This is a genomic window from Serratia sp. CoH_122_TC_1, assembly GCF_058191755.1.
In genome coordinates this window covers 137060-155014 of the sequence record NZ_JBXWLA010000008.1, presented here as the reverse complement: position 1 = coordinate 155014, position 17955 = coordinate 137060, and the positions used below count along the sequence as shown (strand labels likewise).

17 protein-coding genes are annotated in these 17955 nt (G+C 53.3%); 4 read left to right on the top strand and 13 right to left on the bottom strand.

The features are described from left to right. The first annotated feature begins 9 nt into the window (after positions 1-9). Positions 10-1404, top strand: a complete 1395-nt coding sequence (gene pntB / locus AC2FC2_RS12315; protein WP_209633678.1) for a Re/Si-specific NAD(P)(+) transhydrogenase subunit beta — start codon at positions 10-12, stop codon at positions 1402-1404. A gap of 52 nt (positions 1405-1456) precedes the next feature. On the opposite strand, the gene uspE is transcribed toward pntB, so the two are convergent. Continuing rightward, positions 1457-2419 (bottom strand): universal stress protein UspE, encoded by a 963-nt coding sequence (gene uspE, locus AC2FC2_RS12310; RefSeq protein ID WP_209633676.1) that lies wholly within the window; start codon positions 2417-2419, stop codon positions 1457-1459. 127 nt (positions 2420-2546) lie between these two features. Beyond that, entirely contained in the window at positions 2547-3311 is a 765-nt protein-coding gene (gene fnr / locus AC2FC2_RS12305; RefSeq protein WP_012145310.1) for a fumarate/nitrate reduction transcriptional regulator Fnr, read from the bottom strand. A 415-nt stretch (positions 3312-3726) separates the two neighbouring features. Here fnr and AC2FC2_RS12300 point away from each other — a divergent pair, with 415 nt between their 5' ends. Together AC2FC2_RS12300 and AC2FC2_RS12295 are read left to right on the top strand one after the other, a co-directional pair. Beyond that, the gene (locus tag AC2FC2_RS12300) at positions 3727-4086 is read left to right on the top strand and encodes a hypothetical protein (RefSeq protein WP_209633674.1); all 360 of its coding nucleotides are present in this window, start codon (positions 3727-3729) and stop codon (positions 4084-4086) included. Between the two features lie 18 nt (positions 4087-4104). Beyond that, positions 4105-4641: a glycine zipper family protein gene (locus AC2FC2_RS12295; protein WP_490659303.1), complete on the top strand. Its 537-nt coding sequence runs from the start codon at positions 4105-4107 to the stop codon at positions 4639-4641. Positions 4642-4689: 48 nt separating this feature from the next. On the opposite strand, the gene ogt is transcribed toward AC2FC2_RS12295, so the two are convergent. The 11 genes from ogt to AC2FC2_RS12240 form a co-directional block, all read right to left on the bottom strand. Next, positions 4690-5214: a methylated-DNA--[protein]-cysteine S-methyltransferase gene (ogt, locus tag AC2FC2_RS12290; RefSeq protein WP_209633670.1), complete on the bottom strand. Its 525-nt coding sequence runs from the start codon at positions 5212-5214 to the stop codon at positions 4690-4692. A 218-nt stretch (positions 5215-5432) separates the two neighbouring features. Beyond that, positions 5433-5744 (bottom strand): YmdA family protein, encoded by a 312-nt coding sequence (locus AC2FC2_RS12285; protein ID WP_209633668.1) that lies wholly within the window; start codon positions 5742-5744, stop codon positions 5433-5435. A 317-nt stretch (positions 5745-6061) separates the two neighbouring features. Continuing rightward, complete coding sequence (locus AC2FC2_RS12280; RefSeq protein WP_209633666.1) at positions 6062-6916, bottom strand: tagatose bisphosphate family class II aldolase; 855 nt, start codon at positions 6914-6916, stop codon at positions 6062-6064. 9 nt (positions 6917-6925) lie between these two features. Beyond that, complete coding sequence (locus AC2FC2_RS12275) at positions 6926-8092, bottom strand: SIS domain-containing protein (RefSeq protein WP_209633664.1); 1167 nt, start codon at positions 8090-8092, stop codon at positions 6926-6928. Between the two features lie 26 nt (positions 8093-8118). Then, positions 8119-8889, bottom strand: coding sequence for a transcriptional repressor AgaR (gene agaR, locus AC2FC2_RS12270; protein WP_209633661.1), 771 nt, complete (start codon positions 8887-8889; stop codon positions 8119-8121). A gap of 332 nt (positions 8890-9221) precedes the next feature. Further along, positions 9222-10130 carry an ROK family protein gene (locus AC2FC2_RS12265; RefSeq protein ID WP_209634215.1) on the bottom strand — a complete coding sequence of 303 codons (909 nt, stop codon included), beginning with the start codon at positions 10128-10130 and terminating at the stop codon, positions 9222-9224. Positions 10131-10148: 18 nt separating this feature from the next. Then, positions 10149-11432: a Gfo/Idh/MocA family protein gene (locus AC2FC2_RS12260; RefSeq protein ID WP_490659302.1), complete on the bottom strand. Its 1284-nt coding sequence runs from the start codon at positions 11430-11432 to the stop codon at positions 10149-10151. Positions 11433-11451: 19 nt separating this feature from the next. Then, a complete protein-coding gene (locus tag AC2FC2_RS12255) occupies positions 11452-12564 on the bottom strand; it encodes an ABC transporter ATP-binding protein (protein WP_209633656.1) in 1113 nt (370 codons plus the stop codon). Between the two features lie 22 nt (positions 12565-12586). Beyond that, the gene (locus AC2FC2_RS12250; RefSeq protein ID WP_490659301.1) at positions 12587-13405 is read right to left on the bottom strand and encodes a carbohydrate ABC transporter permease; all 819 of its coding nucleotides are present in this window, start codon (positions 13403-13405) and stop codon (positions 12587-12589) included. A 12-nt stretch (positions 13406-13417) separates the two neighbouring features. Continuing rightward, the gene (locus tag AC2FC2_RS12245; protein WP_490307447.1) at positions 13418-14359 is read right to left on the bottom strand and encodes a carbohydrate ABC transporter permease; all 942 of its coding nucleotides are present in this window, start codon (positions 14357-14359) and stop codon (positions 13418-13420) included. An 80-nt stretch (positions 14360-14439) separates the two neighbouring features. Then, complete coding sequence (locus tag AC2FC2_RS12240) at positions 14440-15693, bottom strand: ABC transporter substrate-binding protein (RefSeq protein WP_209633650.1); 1254 nt, start codon at positions 15691-15693, stop codon at positions 14440-14442. A 464-nt stretch (positions 15694-16157) separates the two neighbouring features. Between AC2FC2_RS12240 and AC2FC2_RS12235 the strand changes: the two genes are divergently transcribed. Next, positions 16158-17819, top strand: a complete 1662-nt coding sequence (locus AC2FC2_RS12235) for a DUF4091 domain-containing protein (protein WP_490659300.1) — start codon at positions 16158-16160, stop codon at positions 17817-17819. Positions 17820-17955 lie beyond the last annotated feature (136 nt).

Below are 17955 nucleotides of genomic sequence, written 5' to 3'. Positions count from 1 at the left end.
GGGTAACACATGTCTGGAGGATTAGTTACAGCTGCATACATTGTTGCCGCTATTTTGTTTATTTGCAGTCTGGCAGGCCTGTCGCGCCATGAAACGTCGAAACGGGGCAACCTGTTCGGCGTTGCCGGGATGGCCATTGCGCTGATCGCCACCATCCTGGGGCCGGATTCCGGCAACGTAGGCTGGATAATCATCGCGATGATTATCGGTGGCTCTATCGGTGTCTATCTGGCGAAAAAGGTCGAAATGACCGAAATGCCAGAGTTGGTGGCAGTATTGCATAGCTTTGTTGGCCTGGCGGCGGTGCTGGTGGGTTTAAATAGCTACCTGGATCACGGCGCACCGATGGAGCCGGTGATGGAAAATATCCATCTGACCGAAGTCTTCCTCGGGATCTTTATCGGTGCGGTGACCTTCACCGGTTCGATTGTCGCGTTCGGTAAACTGCGCGGCATTATCTCGTCCAAACCGCTGGCGCTGCCAAATCGTCATAAAATGAACCTGGCTGCACTGGTCGTATCCTTCCTGTTGCTGGTGGTGTTCGTTCGTGCCGACAGCGTGGGCTGGCAGGCTGTGGCATTGGTGCTGATGACTGCCATTGCACTGGCGTTTGGCTGGCATCTGGTGGCCTCCATCGGCGGTGCCGATATGCCCGTGGTGGTGTCGATGCTCAACTCCTATTCTGGCTGGGCGGCGGCGGCGGCGGGCTTCATGCTGAGCAACGATCTGCTGATCGTGACCGGTGCGTTGGTGGGGTCTTCAGGGGCCATTCTGTCTTACATTATGTGCAAGGCGATGAACCGTTCGTTTATCAGCGTGATTGCCGGTGGTTTCGGGACTGACGGCTCGTCGACCGGTAATGCGGAAGAAATGGGCGAGTATCGCGAAACCACGGCGGAAGACGTGGCCGAGCAGTTGAAGAACTCCACGTCGGTGATCATCACCCCAGGCTACGGTATGGCTGTCGCGCAGGCACAATACCCGGTGGCGGAGATTACCGAGAAACTGCGTGCACGTGGTGTCAAGGTGCGCTTCGGTATTCATCCCGTCGCTGGGCGCTTGCCGGGGCACATGAATGTGCTGTTGGCGGAAGCCAAGGTGCCGTACGACGTGGTGCTGGAGATGGACGAAATCAACGACGATTTCGCCGATACCGATACCGTGTTGGTGATCGGGGCTAATGACACGGTGAACCCAGCCGCGCTGGAAGATCCGCGCAGCCCAATTGCCGGTATGCCAGTGCTTGAAGTGTGGAAAGCGCAGAACGTCATCGCCTTTAAACGTTCAATGAACACCGGCTATGCCGGCGTGCAGAACCCGCTGTTCTTTAAAGAGAACACTCAAATGCTGTTTGGCGATGCCAAAGAGAGTGTGGAAGCGATACTGCGTGCGCTGCAGGCGTAACGGAAGCAAATAAAAACGGGCCTATCAGGCCCGTTTTTTTATGCGGCAAACATCAATCTTCGTCGTCGTGCTCGTCGTCTTCGTCAGCTTCGATCGGGCAATTGAAGTTATCCGGTTTAATGACCAACAGATCGCATTTTAGATGATCGATCACGTGTTCTGCCGTGTTACCGATAAAGGCTGCAGAAATGCCGGTACGGCCTAGCGTACCCAACACCACCACACCCGCCTGTAAATGTTCCGCTAAATCGGGAATGACCTCTTCAGGCAGGCCTTTTTCAACGTGGGTAAATTCTTCGTTAATGCAGAACTTTTGTCTTAGCGCCTTCATGGCGATCAGATGTTGCCCACGGATGGCGTCGTTATAAACACTGGGGTCAAAATCGGGCAATTCAATGGCGATATTGATCGGGGTAACCGGGTAGGCGCCGACCAGATGAACTTCCGTTTGGTTAACATTGTGCGCCAGCTCAACCGTTTCTTGGACGAGCTTGATGTTCAACGGATCGTGGTAGGGCTCTTCACTGGCCAGGTTGACGGCAACCACGGCTTTGCTGCCGTCCTGCCAGGGTTGATCTTTAACCATCCACACTGGACAAGGGCATTTGCGTAACAGATGCCAGTCGGTTGGGGTGAAAATGACGGATTCGAGGCGGTCATGTTGGTGCGCCATTTTCAGCAGCAAATCGTGCTTGCCGGCGATCACCTCCTGAATAATCGCCTCATAAGGGCGGTTATGCCAGACCACTTTGATTTCAATAGGAACGCCTTCGTCGAGGTAAAAACGGCATTGCTCGTTGATCCATGCGGCACGTTGGCTAATAACGCCTTGCCGCATCGCCGTTCTTTCGTCTGGAGAGAGCAGGGTCGTCATCTCGTATGAGAAGTCGTAAATAGGCAGGAAGGCCTTAATGCGCCCGCCATTGCGTTTTATCAGGTACACCGCGCGACGCAATGCCGGCTGGTCATCCTGATTGGGGTCAATAGCCACCAGAAGATTCTGATACTTCGCCATAGGGCCTCCTTACAGCTGAAAATCAACAGTCTGTCAATTTACAGAGTAACCCAACATTGAAAAACAGAACAGCAGCAGAGGTTGTGCTGGGTCAATAATTCTGTGGAATTACTAACCCAGCATAGGATCAGGCGTTTACGGTCACGTTAATACGTGGCGTACCGGCCAACACCGACAGGGCGTCGACGTTTTCGATGGTAATGTATTTGCCTTTAACGCTCAGGATCTCGCTTTTCTGGAAGCGCCCAAGCAGGCGACTGATGGTTTCTACCGTCAGGCCAAGATAGTTGCCGATATCGCCACGGGTCATGGTCAGGCGGAACTCGCGTGGTGAAAAGCCGCGTTCAGCAAAACGACGTGACAGGTTGTAGACAAACGCCGCCAGGCGCTCTTCGGCATTTTTCTTCGACAGCAGCAGGATCATGTCTTGATCGCCTTTGATCTCGCCGCTCATCAGACGCATGATTTGTTGGCGAAGATTCGGCATTTTACCCGAGAGATCATCCAGCGTTTCGAAAGGGATCTCACACACCATGGACGTTTCCAACGCCTGAGCAAAGCTCGGGTGTTTTAATCCGCCAATGGCATCAAAACCCACCAGATCGCCCGCCAGATGGAAGCCGGTGATTTGCTCATCGCCTTGTTCGGTGATGGTGTAGCTCTTGATTGTCCCGGAGCGGATAGCGTACAGCGATTTCAGTTCATCGCCGGCCTTGAACAGGGTCTGGCCCTTCTGGATAGGCTTTTTCCTTTCGATAATGTTGTCGAGCTGGTCTAGCTCATGGGCATTAAGAGTAAAAGGAATACACAGCTGGCTGATACTGCAATCCTGACAATGGATCGCACAACCACCAGACTGGATACGACGAATCACGCGTTTTTCCGGGATCATAGATTACGCTCATTCAATAATTGATATGCGTCAATTTTAACATCTTTTGCGGCAGGTGATAAGGGTGGCATTAATAAGAACGGGGGCATTCTGTGCGAATTTCACGCGGCCATGCCGCCGATTATTCTTTAGTTACCTGAAATGTTTTGATTTATTTGTTACTTACACCGGCAGATTGCCGATACGCTGGTGACCGCAGGTGAAAGAGAAAGTCAGGCCCACACCGCGGATTTTTAGGTAAGCAATATTTAACCCTGCTCATCCAAGGTGCTTTCCGCCGTATCAAGTCAATATTTGTACACATTTGCTGGCGAAAACCGATCGCATTCATCCCAATCGTTGCCGCAGATAAAACGCTCCGTGGCGTTATCTTGCTCACTATGGGTGTGGTGACAATCAGATTCAGGAGTGAATGATGAAAAAGGTCATGTTATTGATGCTGGCGGCCGGAGCATTGATGTCGGCCAGCGCTGCCTCGTTTGCACACGGCTACTATGGGCATGGCTATTACGGTCATGGTTATTATGGTCACGGATACTATGGCCACGGGTACTACGGTCCCAACGTGGTGATTGGTATCCCTTGGGGACCCCCTCCGGTTTATTATGCGCCACCGCCGGTGGTGTATGTAGCACCGCCGCCGCCGCAGAACTACATAGAAAAGGCACCCAATTACGCGTACTACTGCCGACGTCCCGCGGGCTATTACCCGCAAGTAGCACGTTGCCCTGACGGTTGGATGAAAGTGGTAACAGATGGCCCGACATCTCGGTGACTCTAAGGCGGATCAGTGATGAAATTTTTTCCTGTTTTTACGTTACTGGCTTTGGCTGCCGGGCTGTGTGGTTGCGTTTCGCCGCCGACCGGTCCGGATGTGATGGCTTTACCGGGCACCGGCAAAAACTATGAACAATTTAATCGTGATGAGGCGATGTGCCGCGGCTATGCGCAAAATAGCGTGAATGGCGGTGCCCAGAGCGCGTCTAATAATGCGGCGGGTACTGCCGCAGCGGGTACGCTGGTTGGTGCGGCCGCGGGGGCATTAATCGGTGCGGCATCGGGTAATGCGGGGCCAGGGGCGCTTATTGGTGCCGGCGGTGGATTATTGGTAGGCAGTTCAATGGCCAGCGGCGGCGCGTCGGAGAGTTCTGGAGATTTGCAAGATCGCTACGATACGGTCTACAGCCAATGTATGTATGCCAAAGGCAATAAAGTACCGGTGGCCTATGGCTACGGCAGCGCGGATATGCAACAAGCCTCACCGGTTCCGCCGGACTATTACCCACCGCCAACGGATCGCGGGGCACCGCCGGATTACGTCCCACGCTAATAGCGCCGGGATATCGCACTTTTCCTGCGATATCCCGCCAATGGCTGATTAAAGCAGATCGTTTTGCAAATACCCTTCATGTTTCAACAGCCACGCTTTGCGCTGAACACCGCCGGCATAGCCGGTCAAGGCACCTTGTGAACCAATCACACGATGACAAGGCACCACGATGCTGATTGGGTTAGAGCCGTTTGCCATGCCGACCGCCCGGGAGGCCGTTGGGCGACCGATGCGCTTTGCCAATTCTCCGTAAGTAATGATCTCACCGCACGGGATCTGGCGCAGCTGCTGCCACACCGTGCGCTGGAATTCTGTACCTGCTGTCATTACCGGCACGCTGTTGATCACGTCCAACTCACCGGAGAAATACCGCTGCATGATGTCAGTCAGGCCGCCAGGATTGTGCTTGTCTACCAGTTGAAAACGATCGGCCCGGTAATGTGTGTTCAGCAGCTTCATCAGGCGTACTTCGTGTTCGGTCCAGTCGATAGCGCGCAAGCGGTCCTGCTCATCGGCAATCAAAACCAGCTCGCCCACTGGCGTCGCCATACGGTCAATAAAAAAAGTCTGCATTTTGATCACTCCTCTCGTTTGATGGGCAGATTATTACATGAAATGCAGCGGAGCGATGGCGGATTTCGGACATGAAAATGGGCAACCGGGGGTTGCCCATTTCAACGTAATGATGTGAACAGAGCATAGTTCAGGGTGCGAAGTGATAAAATAAATTTATAAAATACAAATATTATTTTATCAGTTAAAACAGTGTTAACAATAAACATCACTACGAGTTACTTGTAGCTTATCGTGATGTTCTTTAATCGATGGTCATTATTTACTGATTCGGTGGTTACATTAGAAACCAATTCAGATGGCATATTGTTTAATGACGTTGTGACAATGCCGTTGCCGTTTGTTGAACCTGTGCCGAAGCAATTGGAAACGAGTTCTTCATTTCTCTGTTTAATGTTACAGGCTGGCGACGTGATTTCGCCGACAAAGCGAATGGTGCCTGAGGCTACAGGGTGGCTGGAGCCTGTGGCGGCCTGTAAGGTTGCGGGAATAAGGGCCAGAAGTGCGAGTACGATAAGAGAACGCTTCATTATTAACTCCTCTTCTAAAATGAAAAACAAATAAGTGGTGCCAATTAAATAAAGACAAAATAGGTGTTAATGACGATTCTCGAACAAGTTTACGCAGCGCAATTGCGAATGGTTTATATACTATTCTTAATTCTTTGTGTTGCGGATTTAATAATAGGGAGGGGGTGTGGCTAAAACCATGATTTAGATCATAGTGAAGGCGGCTTAATGATTAGCAGGCGAACGTGGCGGATGTACTGTGAACTGTGTCACGGTAAAAACGCCCCTGGCCGCAGTTGCCAATGCCACTGCGGCCAAACATAAAGCACTATTCTGGGTTACAGCATACCGCTGCTACCGCAAATGCGGATCTTCTCTGCGACCACCTCTTTCATTGCCAGCTTGCCGGGTACGATGTATTTGCGTGGATCGTTGGCGTCCGGATGCTGAGCGAAATAGCTCTTCACGGCATCAGCAAAGGCGATTTTCAGTTCAGTGGCCACGTTGACCTTGCATACACCCAGCGAAATCGCGCGTTTCACCATGGCTTCAGGAATTCCGGATGCGCCGTGCAACACCAGGGGAATGTCGACGTGCTCACGGATCAGCGCCAAGCGTTCGAAATCCAGTTTGGGTTCACCCTGGTATAGCCCATGGGCAGAACCAATGGCTACCGCGAGCGAGTCTATGCCGGTAGCGGTGACAAACTCTCGCGCGGCGGCGGGATCGGTAAAGAAACTGTCTGCGGAGTCGACAATCAAGTCATCCTCCTGGCCACCCAGGCGACCCAGTTCTGCTTCCACACTGGCCCCATAGCGGTGGCATAAGGCGACGGCTTCGGCGACTTTGGCGATGTTCTGTGCGAAGGGCAAGTGCGATCCGTCAATCATCACTGAGCGGATGCCGTTTTTGACCTTGAACTCGATATCATCCATTTCTTCATGATGATCAAGGTGCAGCGCAAAGGGCAGATCGTAACGGTGCGCTGCCGCCTGACAGATGCCGATCAAATAGTCGGTACCGGCATAGCTGAAAGTGCCGGGCGTTCCTGCCATGATCACCGGGGATCCCAGCTCTGCGGCGGTTTCCGCCACCACTTGTACAGTTTCCAGGTTATGCACGTTGAACGCGGGTACGGCATAACCCTGGCGCTGCGCTTTTAACAGCATTTCGCGATTGGATATCAGGTACATAGGGGCTCCTTACGCCACAGAAGACGGATAGCGGTAAATGGTAACGCCTTTCACCACGCGGTTAACTTCACCGGTCGGGCACGGATTATCCGGCGTCAGGCCCAGCGCCAGCGAGCTTTCAAATGCCAGCATCTGAGTGAATAACAAGTAGGGGAACAGTAACCAGACGTCATCCTCGGCATGGTGCAGATTCAGTATCATGTCGCTGAGTGGTTGTGTGCTGCCGGTCAAGCCGACCATCTGCATCGCCAAACCGTCACGCTGCAGTTCGTTCCACAAATCGCGATCGTATTGACGGGCATAGTCGCCACTGGAGAACATCAGAAGGACTAATGTCTGGCTATCGACCATAAATTTGGGCCCGTGACGCAAACCGAGCGGGGAGTCGTAGCGGGTAACAATCTGACCGGCTGTCAGTTCCAGCATCTTTAACGATGCCTCTTCCGCAAGCCCGGTAAAACAGCTGCCACCCAGCGTGATGTAGCGCCTGAACCCACTGGCAGCCAAGGTTTTCACCTGAGGTTGCAGTGTCTCGCGAAGTTCACGACAGCGTTCCACCATGGCGCTCAGTGGCCGTTGCGCGTCGGCAAGGGAATAGGGGCCCAGCAATAGCGCTGCGGACAGCATCATGCAGCTAAAGCTGGAGGTCATGGCGAAGCTCTGATCGTTGGAGCCTTGCGGCATCACCAGCGAACAAACGTTATCGCGTTGGTGTGCGTACTGCGCTAGCTTGCTGTCCGGGTTGCACACCAGCATCAGGTGATAGCTTTCGGGCAGCAACTGATCGGCCAATTCCACCGTCGCCACGCTTTCTGGGCTGTTGCCGGAGCGGGCAAAAGAAACCAGCAGCGTAGGGCGCGTCAAGTCGAGGTATTGGTGCGGGTTAGCGACAATATCGGTGGTGCCATAAGCCACCACATCACGGCCCGTTTTCTCGCGGAGCCATGGCGCCAGCGCACGACCGGCGAAGGCGGAGCTGCCCGCACCGCAAAGCACAATCTGCAAACGGGGATTCGACAGTAACGGGGCAAGGAAAGGTTGCCACTGCGCCTGTTGCGCGTGTAGTTGCTGGTGCAGGGCGGCCCAGAGGTCCGGCTGCTGCCAGATTTCACGTGCGGTATGCAACGCATGCCGTTGCTCCAGCCAGCCCGCATCGTAAGCAAAATAACCATTCATGTTGAAAACTCCTTAAGAAACGTCTGTTAACGGTCGGCGATAATGACGTCGACCCCTAAATGCTTCAGCGCATGCAGGTAGCTTTCCGGAATGCGGCTGTCAGTGACCAAACGTTGGATTTGGCCGATTTCACGGATCATGCAAAAGCTGGTGCGGCCAAATTTGCTGGCGTCTGCGACGGCGATCACTTCGCGTGCGACATCGCACATAGCGCGGTTGAGTTGCGCTTCTCCGGGGTCTGGTGTGGTGATACCACTGAGCAGATCAAAGCCGTCAACGCCGAGAAACAGCTTGTCGAACCGGAACTGGCGCATGTGCTGCTCTGCTGCCGGTCCATACAGCGACCAGGATTTGCGCCGTACGCTGCCGCCTACCACCATCAAATCCACCTGTTCGTTGTTGGCCAGTTCGAAAGCGATATTCAATGCATTGGTCATCACAACCAGATCTTTCTTGCCGGCTAACTGCTGTGCCATTTGGCTGGTGGTGGAGCCGGAATCGAGAATGATGGCATCGCCGTCATTGACCAATTCGGCTGCCGCACAGGCAATGGCGAATTTCACATCGCGATTGATACGGCCCTTGTCCTGCAACGGGCGATCGAAGGCGAACTGCTTATTGAGCATTGCGCCCCCATAGGCACGTACGGCGCAGCCGCTTTTTTCCAACTGGCGCAGATCGCTGCGGATAGTGACGCTGGAAACCGAAAACTGGGCGCTGAGTTGTTCGACGCGCACCGAGCCTTCGCGACAAAGCTGGTCGATAATTAATTCCCGTCGTTTTACGGTATTGATCATTAACGCGTGACTCCTGATTTAGCTGTAGTCATACCCGGCCGCGGCGCAATGCGTCGCAGCTAATCTGGCAGGAGTGCTTTCAGTTGTTCGTGTCGAATTACAGCAAACGAAACAGTGAAATGCAATCGGTTATTTTATAAAAAATCATATGTATCAATTGCTTATGTTGATTTTATCTTTCGATTGCAGTCAAACCGAAAGCAGCGAATAAATAAAGTGAAAATGGGTAATCCGTTATTAATCAGGCGAAAACTCATCGCTTGCTGTCATTTACCAAAAGCAGGGTGAAAGCTGCGCCATTCATTTCTTGTTGTTCGCCTTTTCATTGTTTTTTATTGCCAGCTTTGACGTAATAGCGCAGCACCGCGTACGCCACTGCTGTCGCCGTGCACTGGCGGGTAGACTGCCGCCGGTTCCGTGCCGGGCAACAACCACTGGCCCATGGCCGGCGGCAGGAGGGAATACAACTCCTTGACGTTCGACAGCCCACCGCCGAGCACGAAGGCGTCCACGTCCAGTAACAGCTGCAGACTTGCCAACGCGCTGGCCAGAATATCGACGTACATCACCATCAGGTGCTGTGCCATTGGCTGTCCCTGCCGGTAACTGGCGATCAGTGCCGGTACCGTATCGGCAGGGTGGCCAAAATGGCGGCTTAACGCCAGCAACCCACTGCCGGATACGTAGCGCTCAAAGCAGGCGGTCAGGCCGCAATTACAGGTGAATAGCGGCAAATCGTAACGTTGTGCCAACTGAGCAGAGATCGGCGTGTGGCCCCATTCACCGGCCAGACCATTGCGGCCTTTATGCAACTGTTTGTTCATGACCAGGCCACCGCCGGCACCGGTACCGATAATCGCGCCGAACACCAGCGCCAGATGCTCTGTCTGTGGCGTGCTGGCTTCGGAAAGGGCGAAGCAACGGCAGTCGTTTTCAATTTCAACCGGCCGCGACAATGCTTGGGCCAGATCGTCAGCCAGACAGTGACCGGTCAGGCAAGGCACGTTGACGGCCAGTTGCCGGCGGCTGCGAGGATCGGTTACGCCGGGTAAGCCGATGCCGATACTGCCTTGGGTATGCAATTCGCGGTCGGCACGATCCACCAATTGGTGGATACAGGACAGAAATTCGCGGTAATTGCCCGTAGGGGTACTGACGCGTTGGCAAAACACCTGCGTAAGCTGTTGGTCATAGGCTGCCATTTCGATCTTGGTTCCCCCAATGTCGAAGCCGTAGCGCATCTGTGATACCTCCACGTTTCAGGCTCCGCTCAGGGTGATGACGGTAGATTCACGGCGAGCACGTTCAGCCGCAAACACCATCAAATGGCTTTCCAACGTTTCCGCTGGGCCTGACAGCACCTGTGAAGGGTCGTTCGTGCGAATAGCGTCGATAAAATGCTGCATCAGATAGTAATCGCCGCCGCCGTGACCGGACATGGTATGCAGATCTTCAGCCTCATCAACGTCGTAGACCTTTTCACTGTCGTCAACGAACGAAGTGATACGGATGAAGCGTCCGTCGCCCTCGAGACAACCGTGGCTGCCGAAAATGCGGGTTTTGCGATCTTCAAGGCGGGTGAACGCCGTCATGGTGAAGGACGCGGTGCGTCCACCGGCAAATTGCATGTTGACCACCTGATGATCAACGACGTTGTTGTCGCAACGGTAGACACAGCGGCCATACTGCCCCTCGCGCAGGGCCGCCAACAGGTGTGGCTGACTGACCTCTGGCGTTAACACCCGCAGGAAGCCCGGTGTCGCTTTGTGGTCGTCGCCCAGATAGATGCGTTTAGCGGAATAAGGGCAATGGGCTTCCACTGAACAGTCCAGGCAATTGTCCGCCGCACCCGCAGGTTGATTTTCCTGGCGAAAGTGACGCAAACCCCCGAACGAGCTGATCTGCTCGCAGGGCAGCTCCATGATGTAGCGGATCCAGTCGATGTCGTGGCAGGATTTTTGTAGCAGCATAAAAGCGGCTTCACCGTCATTGCGCCAGTTACCGCGGACGAAGGAATGAGCCTGGTGCCAGTAACCGACCGGTTCCAGGTGCTGCAGGCTGACAATGTCACCAATCACGTTATCACGCAGCAGCTGCTTCAGTTTCTGGGTATAGCGCGTATAGCGCAACACATGGCCAACCGAGAAAATCAGCTTTTGACGTATCACTTCTTCAACGATGGTGCGGCATTCACTGGCATCCGGTGACAGCGGTTTTTCCAGCAGCATGGCGTAACCCTGCCTGGCGAAGGCCAGCGCGGGCTCGAGGTGTAACGTGTCTTGGGTACAGATCAGCACCGCATCGGCCAGTTTTCCTGCGTTGGCCGCCTGCTGCCAGTCAGTGAATACCTTATCTGCCGCTATGCCATGTTGTTCGACAAACTGTTGCCGATAAACATCACGCGGCTCTGCCACGGCGACCACCTGCATGAAATCCGGGTGTGCCAACGCGTAACGTGAATAAATTTCCCCGCGCGCTCCGGCGCCAATAACCAGTACCTTCACCGGGCGACCGGCATAACCATTTTGTTGAGATGACGACATTGCACATTCTCCGATCTTGTTATTTGAGGTTTTGGCCGCTGATTTCATCAAACAGGTGTGCGCGGGACAGATCGAAAGCCAGGTGGATCTGTTCTCCCAAACGCGGTTCCCAGTCTGGTTGTGACGCCATACGAAGCACAAACCGCAGCTCAGCCAGCTCGCAGTGCAGCAATTCTTCGTTGCCCATGCGTTCGATGGTGACGATCTTTGCCGGGAAGCAGTTGGCACTGCCGGGAGCGCACAACCGCAAGGACTCTGGACGAATGCCGAGGCATACGCGCGGGTGCGGGTATTTTTCTAATTGCTGTTGCAGCGCCGGTGGCAGTTCGAGTGGATATTCGCTACCGATGCGTAGCCCAATTCCCTGAGCGGTGCGGGTAATCGCCATATCGTGCAGGTTCATCGATGGGCTGCCGATGAACTCGGCGACAAAGCGGTTAGCGGGTTGGTGATACAGGTTGATCGGTTTGTCTACCTGCATGATGGCGCCACGGTTCATCACACAGATACGGTCTCCCATGGTCATCGCCTCTACCTGATCGTGCGTGACATAGACCATGGTGGCAGCCGCACCTTCCTGTTTCAGCTGGTTATGCAATTCAATCAACTGCACGCGCATCGAGACGCGTAGCTTGGCATCCAAATTCGACAGGGGTTCATCGAACAAAAACACCTTGGGTTTACGCACGATAGCGCGGCCGACCGCCACACGCTGGCACTGGCCACCCGACAACTGACCTGGCTTACGTTGCAGCAGATTGGTGATTTCCAATTTTTCGGCCGCATCCCGCACACGGCGATCAATTTCGGCTTTGCTTTCTTTGCCGATCAAACCGAACGCCATGTTCTTGTAGACGGTCATATGGGGATAGAGCGCATAGTTCTGGAAAACCATCGCAATGCCGCGATCTTTCGGCATGGTGTCGTTGACGCAGTGGTCGTGAATCAGGATCTGGCCTTCGCTGACGCTTTCCAGGCCGGCGATCATTCGCAGCAGGGTGGATTTTGCGCAGCCGGAGGGGCCAACAAATACCATAAATTCGCCGTCTTTGATGTCCAGATCGACCCCATGCAAAGCATTGAACCCATTGGGATAGACCTTCTTCACATTGTTTAACTGTATACCGGCCATGTTAGTTACCTTGTATTCGCGGTTAGCCTTTTACCCCAGCGCTGGCGATGCCCTGGATGAAGTAGCGTTGGAAAAGAATGAACAGCATCAGCATGGGGATGACCGCCATCAGCGCGCCGGCCATCAGTAACGGATATTCCACCCCGGCACGGCTTGACAGTGATGCCAGTCCAACGGGCAGCGTCAGTTTCTCGGTGGTGGTGTTGACGATCAGCGGCCACATCAGGTTGTTCCAGCTCCACAGGCCATTAATAATGATGCAGGCGATGATGCCGGGGCGAATCAGGGGCAGCATGATGCGCCAGAAAATAGCGAAGTAGCTGTAGCCGTCAATCAACGCCGCTTCTTCCATCTCCTTTGGCACCGCCAGGAAGAACTGACGCAACAGGAAAGTGGCATAAATACTGAAAATGCCTGGCAACACCAGCCCGGTGATGCTGTTTACCAAGCCCAACTTCTGCACTACCAGGAATTGCGGGATCAGAAACGCCTGACCAGGCACCATCAGAATGGAAATACAGACCAGGAACACCGCGTCGCGGCCGCGAAAATGCAAGCGCGAGAAACCGTAAGCGGCCATGGTGGCGATGACCATTTGTAGTGTGACGGTAAAGAATGTCGCCAGCAGCGAGTTCACATAAAAATCAGTAAACGGAATTTCATGCATGATCTTGCCGTAGGCCTGCAGGCTGGGGTGCGTCGGCAGCAGTTTTAGCGGGATCTGAATACTCTCGGCCTGCGTTTTCAGTGAGGTAACCAGCATCCAGATAAAAGGGACGACAGAGGCGAGCGCCGCCAGGGCCATAAACAGATAAACCAGTGTTTTTTTACTTATGCTCATCGTCATGGCTCCTCAGCTGACTTTCAGGCGTTTGCCAATCACCATTTGAATCAGGGTGATCAGTAGGGTGACGGCGAACAGCACCACGGTTATGGCAGAGGCGTAGCCTTTCTCCTGCAGATAGAAGGCATATTTGTAGAACAGGTTGGTGACAGTCATCACGTCACTTTCCACCAATGCGCGGTCAAACATCAGGAACACCACGTCAAAGACTTGCAGGATCTCGATAAAGCTCATTACTGAGACGAAAAACAGCGTCGGTACCATCATCGGCAGAGTGATACAGAAAAATCGGCGCAGGGTGCTGATGCCGTCAATGTCTGCGGCCTCATACAGTTGGCGTGGAATACTTTGTAACCCGGCCAGCAAAATGATGATTTTCAGCGCCAGTGACGACCAGATAATGATGATGGAAACGCTGATCCGCACCACGTCCGGATCGGACAGCCAGGCCACCGGCGAAATACCCAAGAAACCCATCGCCTGGTTAATCAGGCCAAAGTCTTTGTTAAACAGCCATTGCCAAACCATCGCCACCGCGGCAGGCATGGTGACTGCAGGCAGGAACAGTAACGTGCGCAACACCGCTTTGCCGCGGATGTTCTGGTTCAAGCCAATCGCCAGCAACAGGGAAAGGCTCAGGCTGACAGGGACGCAGACCACCACGTAGAACAGCGTGTTACCGGCAGCGGTATAAAAATCGTCGTCCTCAAACAGATTGACGTAGTTATCAACGCTGAACGTAGTCCAGCGCATAAACTGATTAAGATCGGTGAAGCTGTAAAAGATGTTCTGCAAAAAAGGGATGAAATAGAAAACCATCAACCCAATCAGCAGCGGTAAAATCATTACCCATCCCCAAAAGCGCTCGGCGCGCTCCAGGCGGCTGAGTGCCGGTCGAGGGACACTTTTTTGTTGTTTTAGGGTGACCGTAGCCGTTTCTGCCAGCGACATGTTGCCATTCCTCACCTGTAACTGCTCTGCGGTGTCCGCAGCCGGTGCGCCCTCGGGCAGGCGCTACCGGCACGGGGTGATTACTGCTCCATGACGCGTTCGATCTTCTTGACCGATTTGTCCATTTCAGACTTGGCATCCGCGCCCATGAAGATTTTCTTCAGGCTGGCAATCCACATATTCTGCCACTTTGGCGTGTTGGTCCCGGCGGTTGGGTAAGCCTCGGTCACGTTGAGGGTTTGAATGTACGGCGTGACATCGACTTTTTTAATCTCCGCAGCCCAGACTTTGGCAGCCACCTTGTTGGCTGGGATCACCACCTTCGCCAGCTCGGCTTGCGAGGCTTCGGAGCTCATAAATTCGATGTATTTCCAGGCTTCCTGTTTATGGGCGCTGTTGGCGGACATGGCGAATGCCAGGCTGTGTGCGACGCCAGACTGACGCTCGATTTTTGGCATCATCACTACGCCGATATGGTCGTTAATCAGCGGGTTATTGGCGAAGGGCGCGGCCAACCATGAGCCGGCATACACCATTGCAGCACGGTTGGACTGGAAGATATTTTCGGTTTTGACTTCGCTCATTTGTTGAGCGCTTGGCATCAGCCCGTCTTTCATCATGGTTTGCAACTGCTGATACACCCAGATCGACTTATCGTTGGCAATATCGGTTGGCTGGCCGTCTTTCGGCACAATATGGTTGCCGTTCTGGAACAGCAGATTCATATAGCTGTCCTGGCCGTCAATGCTCAGATCCATCACCAGGGGGAAGGCGCTGCCTTTCAAGCCGGTTTTCAACGCTGCCGCTTTGCTTTTCAGCGTGTCCCAATCCCAGTCGTTGGTGGGGTAGCTGACGCCAGCCTGGTCAAACAGCTTTTTGTTGTACCAAACTGCAATGGAGTCTACGTCGCGGGGGATAGCCATCTGCTGACCGTCATACTGATAAGCCTTCACCGAACTGGCGACGATGTTATTTACGTTAACGCTGCTGCCGGTCATATAAGGTGTTAAGGGTTGCATAATGCCATTCTTGGCATATTGCACAAAATAGGGCATGTTTATCCAGAATATATCAGGGGCAACGCCGCCAGCCGCTGCTGAATCTAATTTTACAAAGTATTGCGCTGATGGGGTTAATTCTATCGCTATTTTGATGTTAGGATTTTCTTTTTCAAATCGTTTGGCAATTTCTTGTTCGGCAGGTAATTGGTTTCTGTCCCATACGGCATAGCGCAAAGTTATTTGATCTGCGGCATATAACATGGTTGGTAATAATAACGCAGCCGCGATGGCAGAGTGCACAAGAAGACGGCCGGTATTTTTTATCGGTGACATTGCTTTCCCCTCGGTGAACGACGAATAAATATTTTCGTAACGTGAATTCTTTCTATCCCTTAACTTTCAATGTGTCAATACACCCCGATCTGCCCAAAAATGGGGCGGGAATGTTTCGTTGTTGTTAAGATCGAAAGGGTTTAGGGTCAAACCGAAAGCGCCATTCGTTTACAAGTCATTAACCTTTTGGGGTGATTTTAGCCCTGCCGCACGCCATTTACGGACTGTGGCGGTCATAGGAATAAGTGATAACCCTTGCACCATAATGGGGATTAAAAACATTATTATTGTGCAGGCTTGGCTATCTTTCATTTTTGTGATGCAAATAAACAAAAAAATTGTATATCGCAACGCCTGAACAGGCTTGTCATCGATTTTTGATTGCCGCTATTGTTTGCTGCGATAAAAGGGTTTAGCCTGAAAATCACTCATCGGTATTTAACAATTAAAGAGAGATTAATGTTATGCGCCTTTCATTAACCTTTACCCATTGTCTGGAAAAAGTATTTCATAGCCGCAATGCACCACAGATTTCACAGATAAATACACTCAGTGGGCTGAGTAACGAAATAGTTTCCTGGCAAGGGGTCTATTGTTTACATCCGACGGGTAATGAAACGCGGCGAGAATTAAGGTACCGCCTCGAAGGGCCGCTGGCAGAGTATATCAGCGTGCGTCAGGTTCAGTCTGTGCCCAGTCATTTTCCCTGTTATGCCGAGACCGATGAGAACTACCTGCGGACTGAACCGGGGTTATTTCCCGATCCGTTGGCCCCGGTGACCGATTGTCGTTTCTTTGCCGCCACCCATTATTATGGCAGCCTGTGGCTGACCTTTACGCCACCGTCGACGCCGGTTGCCGGTGGGGACTCTCCGTTAACCCTCACGCTGTCTGATGTTGCGACTGATGAAGTGCTGGCCAGCGCGACGCTGACGCTGCATATCGTCCCCGAGGTGCTGCCCCCGCAAACCCTGTTGCACACCGAATGGCTGCATTCTGATTGCCTGGCGGACTATTACCGTCTCGAGGTATTCAGCCCCGAATACTGGCTGGCGGTGCGTAATTTTGTCCGCAGCGCCGTCAACAGTGGGGTCAACATGCTGTTGACGCCAATCTTCACGCCACCGCTGGATACCGCCATCGGTGGGGAACGAACCACCGTGCAACTGGTGGGGGTGCAGCAGTCAACACAAGGGTATCGGTTTGATTTCCAACGCCTGGCCCAGTGGGTAGACCTGGCTCAGGAGGAAGGTATTGAACACTTTGAGATTGCGCCGTTGTTTACCCAATGGGGTGCCGCGCATGCGCCGAAAATTATGGTGGAGGTTGAAGGGCAACTGCGTCCGTTGTTTGGCTGGCATACCGACGCACATGCGCAAGAGTATCAACAGTTCCTGCAGGCGTTGTTGCCGGCGCTGACTGGCTGGTTCCGCGATAGGCAGTTGCAGCAGCGCGTGTGGTTCCATATTTCTGACGAACCGACGCTGGAAAACATCGCCGCTTACCAACGCGCCAGTATGACGTTACGTCCACTACTGGCGGGATTCCGTACGTTTGATGCCCTGTCAGACTATGCGTTTTACCAGCAGGGGTTGGTGGAGACACCGGTTGCGGCGACCGATCATATAGAACCTTTTATTGAAAACCGGGTGCCGGGGTTATGGGCTTATTACTGCTGCGTACAAAAAAAGGAGGTAGCCAACCGTTTCTTCGCCCAGCCCTCGGCACGCAACCGTATTTTGGGTATCCAGCTTTATTTGTACGACATCACGGGTTTTCTGCATTGGGGCTTCAACTTCTATAACAGCGGCCATTCACGAGAAAAACTCGATCCCTATGCCGTGACGGACTGCCGGAACGCGTTTCCGTCTGGCGATGCCTTTGTGGTCTATCCCGGCGATAATCGGGAGCCCGTGGAGTCGTTACGCCTGCGGGTGTTGCATCAAGGGTTGCAGGACATGCGCGCTCTGCAACTGTTGGAAAGCCTGACCGATCGTGCAGCGGTAGAGGCGCTGATTGAACAGGAATTGGGGATGCGCATCACCTTTAAACACTACCCGCATCAGGCGGATCCACTGCTGCGATTACGCGAAGCGGTCAACAAACGTATCGAAGCCTTGCTGTAGGGAGCGGCAGAAAATGCGACGCAGGTGGCGAGGGACACACCCTTGCCACCAAGTTTTCAATTATTTGCTATACCTGATAGGTCGAGGGATTTCATTTTTTTGTCATGATACTGACATGTTAGGGTCATAGCGCTGG

Excerpts from the sequence above, each read along its gene's own strand:
- pntB (WP_209633678.1), top strand. The coding sequence starts at position 10 with ATGTCTGGAGGATTAGTTACAGCTGCATACATTGTTGCCGCTATTTTG.
- uspE (WP_209633676.1), bottom strand. The coding sequence starts at position 2,419 with ATGGCGAAGTATCAGAATCTTCTGGTGGCTATTGACCCCAATCAGGAT.
- fnr (WP_012145310.1), bottom strand. The coding sequence starts at position 3,311 with ATGATCCCGGAAAAACGCGTGATTCGTCGTATCCAGTCTGGTGGTTGT.
- AC2FC2_RS12300 (WP_209633674.1), top strand. The coding sequence starts at position 3,727 with ATGAAAAAGGTCATGTTATTGATGCTGGCGGCCGGAGCATTGATGTCG.
- AC2FC2_RS12295 (WP_490659303.1), top strand. The coding sequence starts at position 4,105 with ATGAAATTTTTTCCTGTTTTTACGTTACTGGCTTTGGCTGCCGGGCTG.
- ogt (WP_209633670.1), bottom strand. The coding sequence starts at position 5,214 with ATGCAGACTTTTTTTATTGACCGTATGGCGACGCCAGTGGGCGAGCTG.
- AC2FC2_RS12285 (WP_209633668.1), bottom strand. The coding sequence starts at position 5,744 with ATGAAGCGTTCTCTTATCGTACTCGCACTTCTGGCCCTTATTCCCGCA.
- AC2FC2_RS12280 (WP_209633666.1), bottom strand. The coding sequence starts at position 6,916 with ATGTACCTGATATCCAATCGCGAAATGCTGTTAAAAGCGCAGCGCCAG.
- AC2FC2_RS12275 (WP_209633664.1), bottom strand. The coding sequence starts at position 8,092 with ATGAATGGTTATTTTGCTTACGATGCGGGCTGGCTGGAGCAACGGCAT.
- agaR (WP_209633661.1), bottom strand. The coding sequence starts at position 8,889 with ATGATCAATACCGTAAAACGACGGGAATTAATTATCGACCAGCTTTGT.
- AC2FC2_RS12265 (WP_209634215.1), bottom strand. The coding sequence starts at position 10,130 with ATGCGCTACGGCTTCGACATTGGGGGAACCAAGATCGAAATGGCAGCC.
- AC2FC2_RS12260 (WP_490659302.1), bottom strand. The coding sequence starts at position 11,432 with ATGTCGTCATCTCAACAAAATGGTTATGCCGGTCGCCCGGTGAAGGTA.
- AC2FC2_RS12255 (WP_209633656.1), bottom strand. The coding sequence starts at position 12,564 with ATGGCCGGTATACAGTTAAACAATGTGAAGAAGGTCTATCCCAATGGG.
- AC2FC2_RS12250 (WP_490659301.1), bottom strand. The coding sequence starts at position 13,405 with ATGAGCATAAGTAAAAAAACACTGGTTTATCTGTTTATGGCCCTGGCG.
- AC2FC2_RS12245 (WP_490307447.1), bottom strand. The coding sequence starts at position 14,359 with ATGTCGCTGGCAGAAACGGCTACGGTCACCCTAAAACAACAAAAAAGT.
- AC2FC2_RS12240 (WP_209633650.1), bottom strand. The coding sequence starts at position 15,693 with ATGTCACCGATAAAAAATACCGGCCGTCTTCTTGTGCACTCTGCCATC.
- AC2FC2_RS12235 (WP_490659300.1), top strand. The coding sequence starts at position 16,158 with ATGCGCCTTTCATTAACCTTTACCCATTGTCTGGAAAAAGTATTTCAT.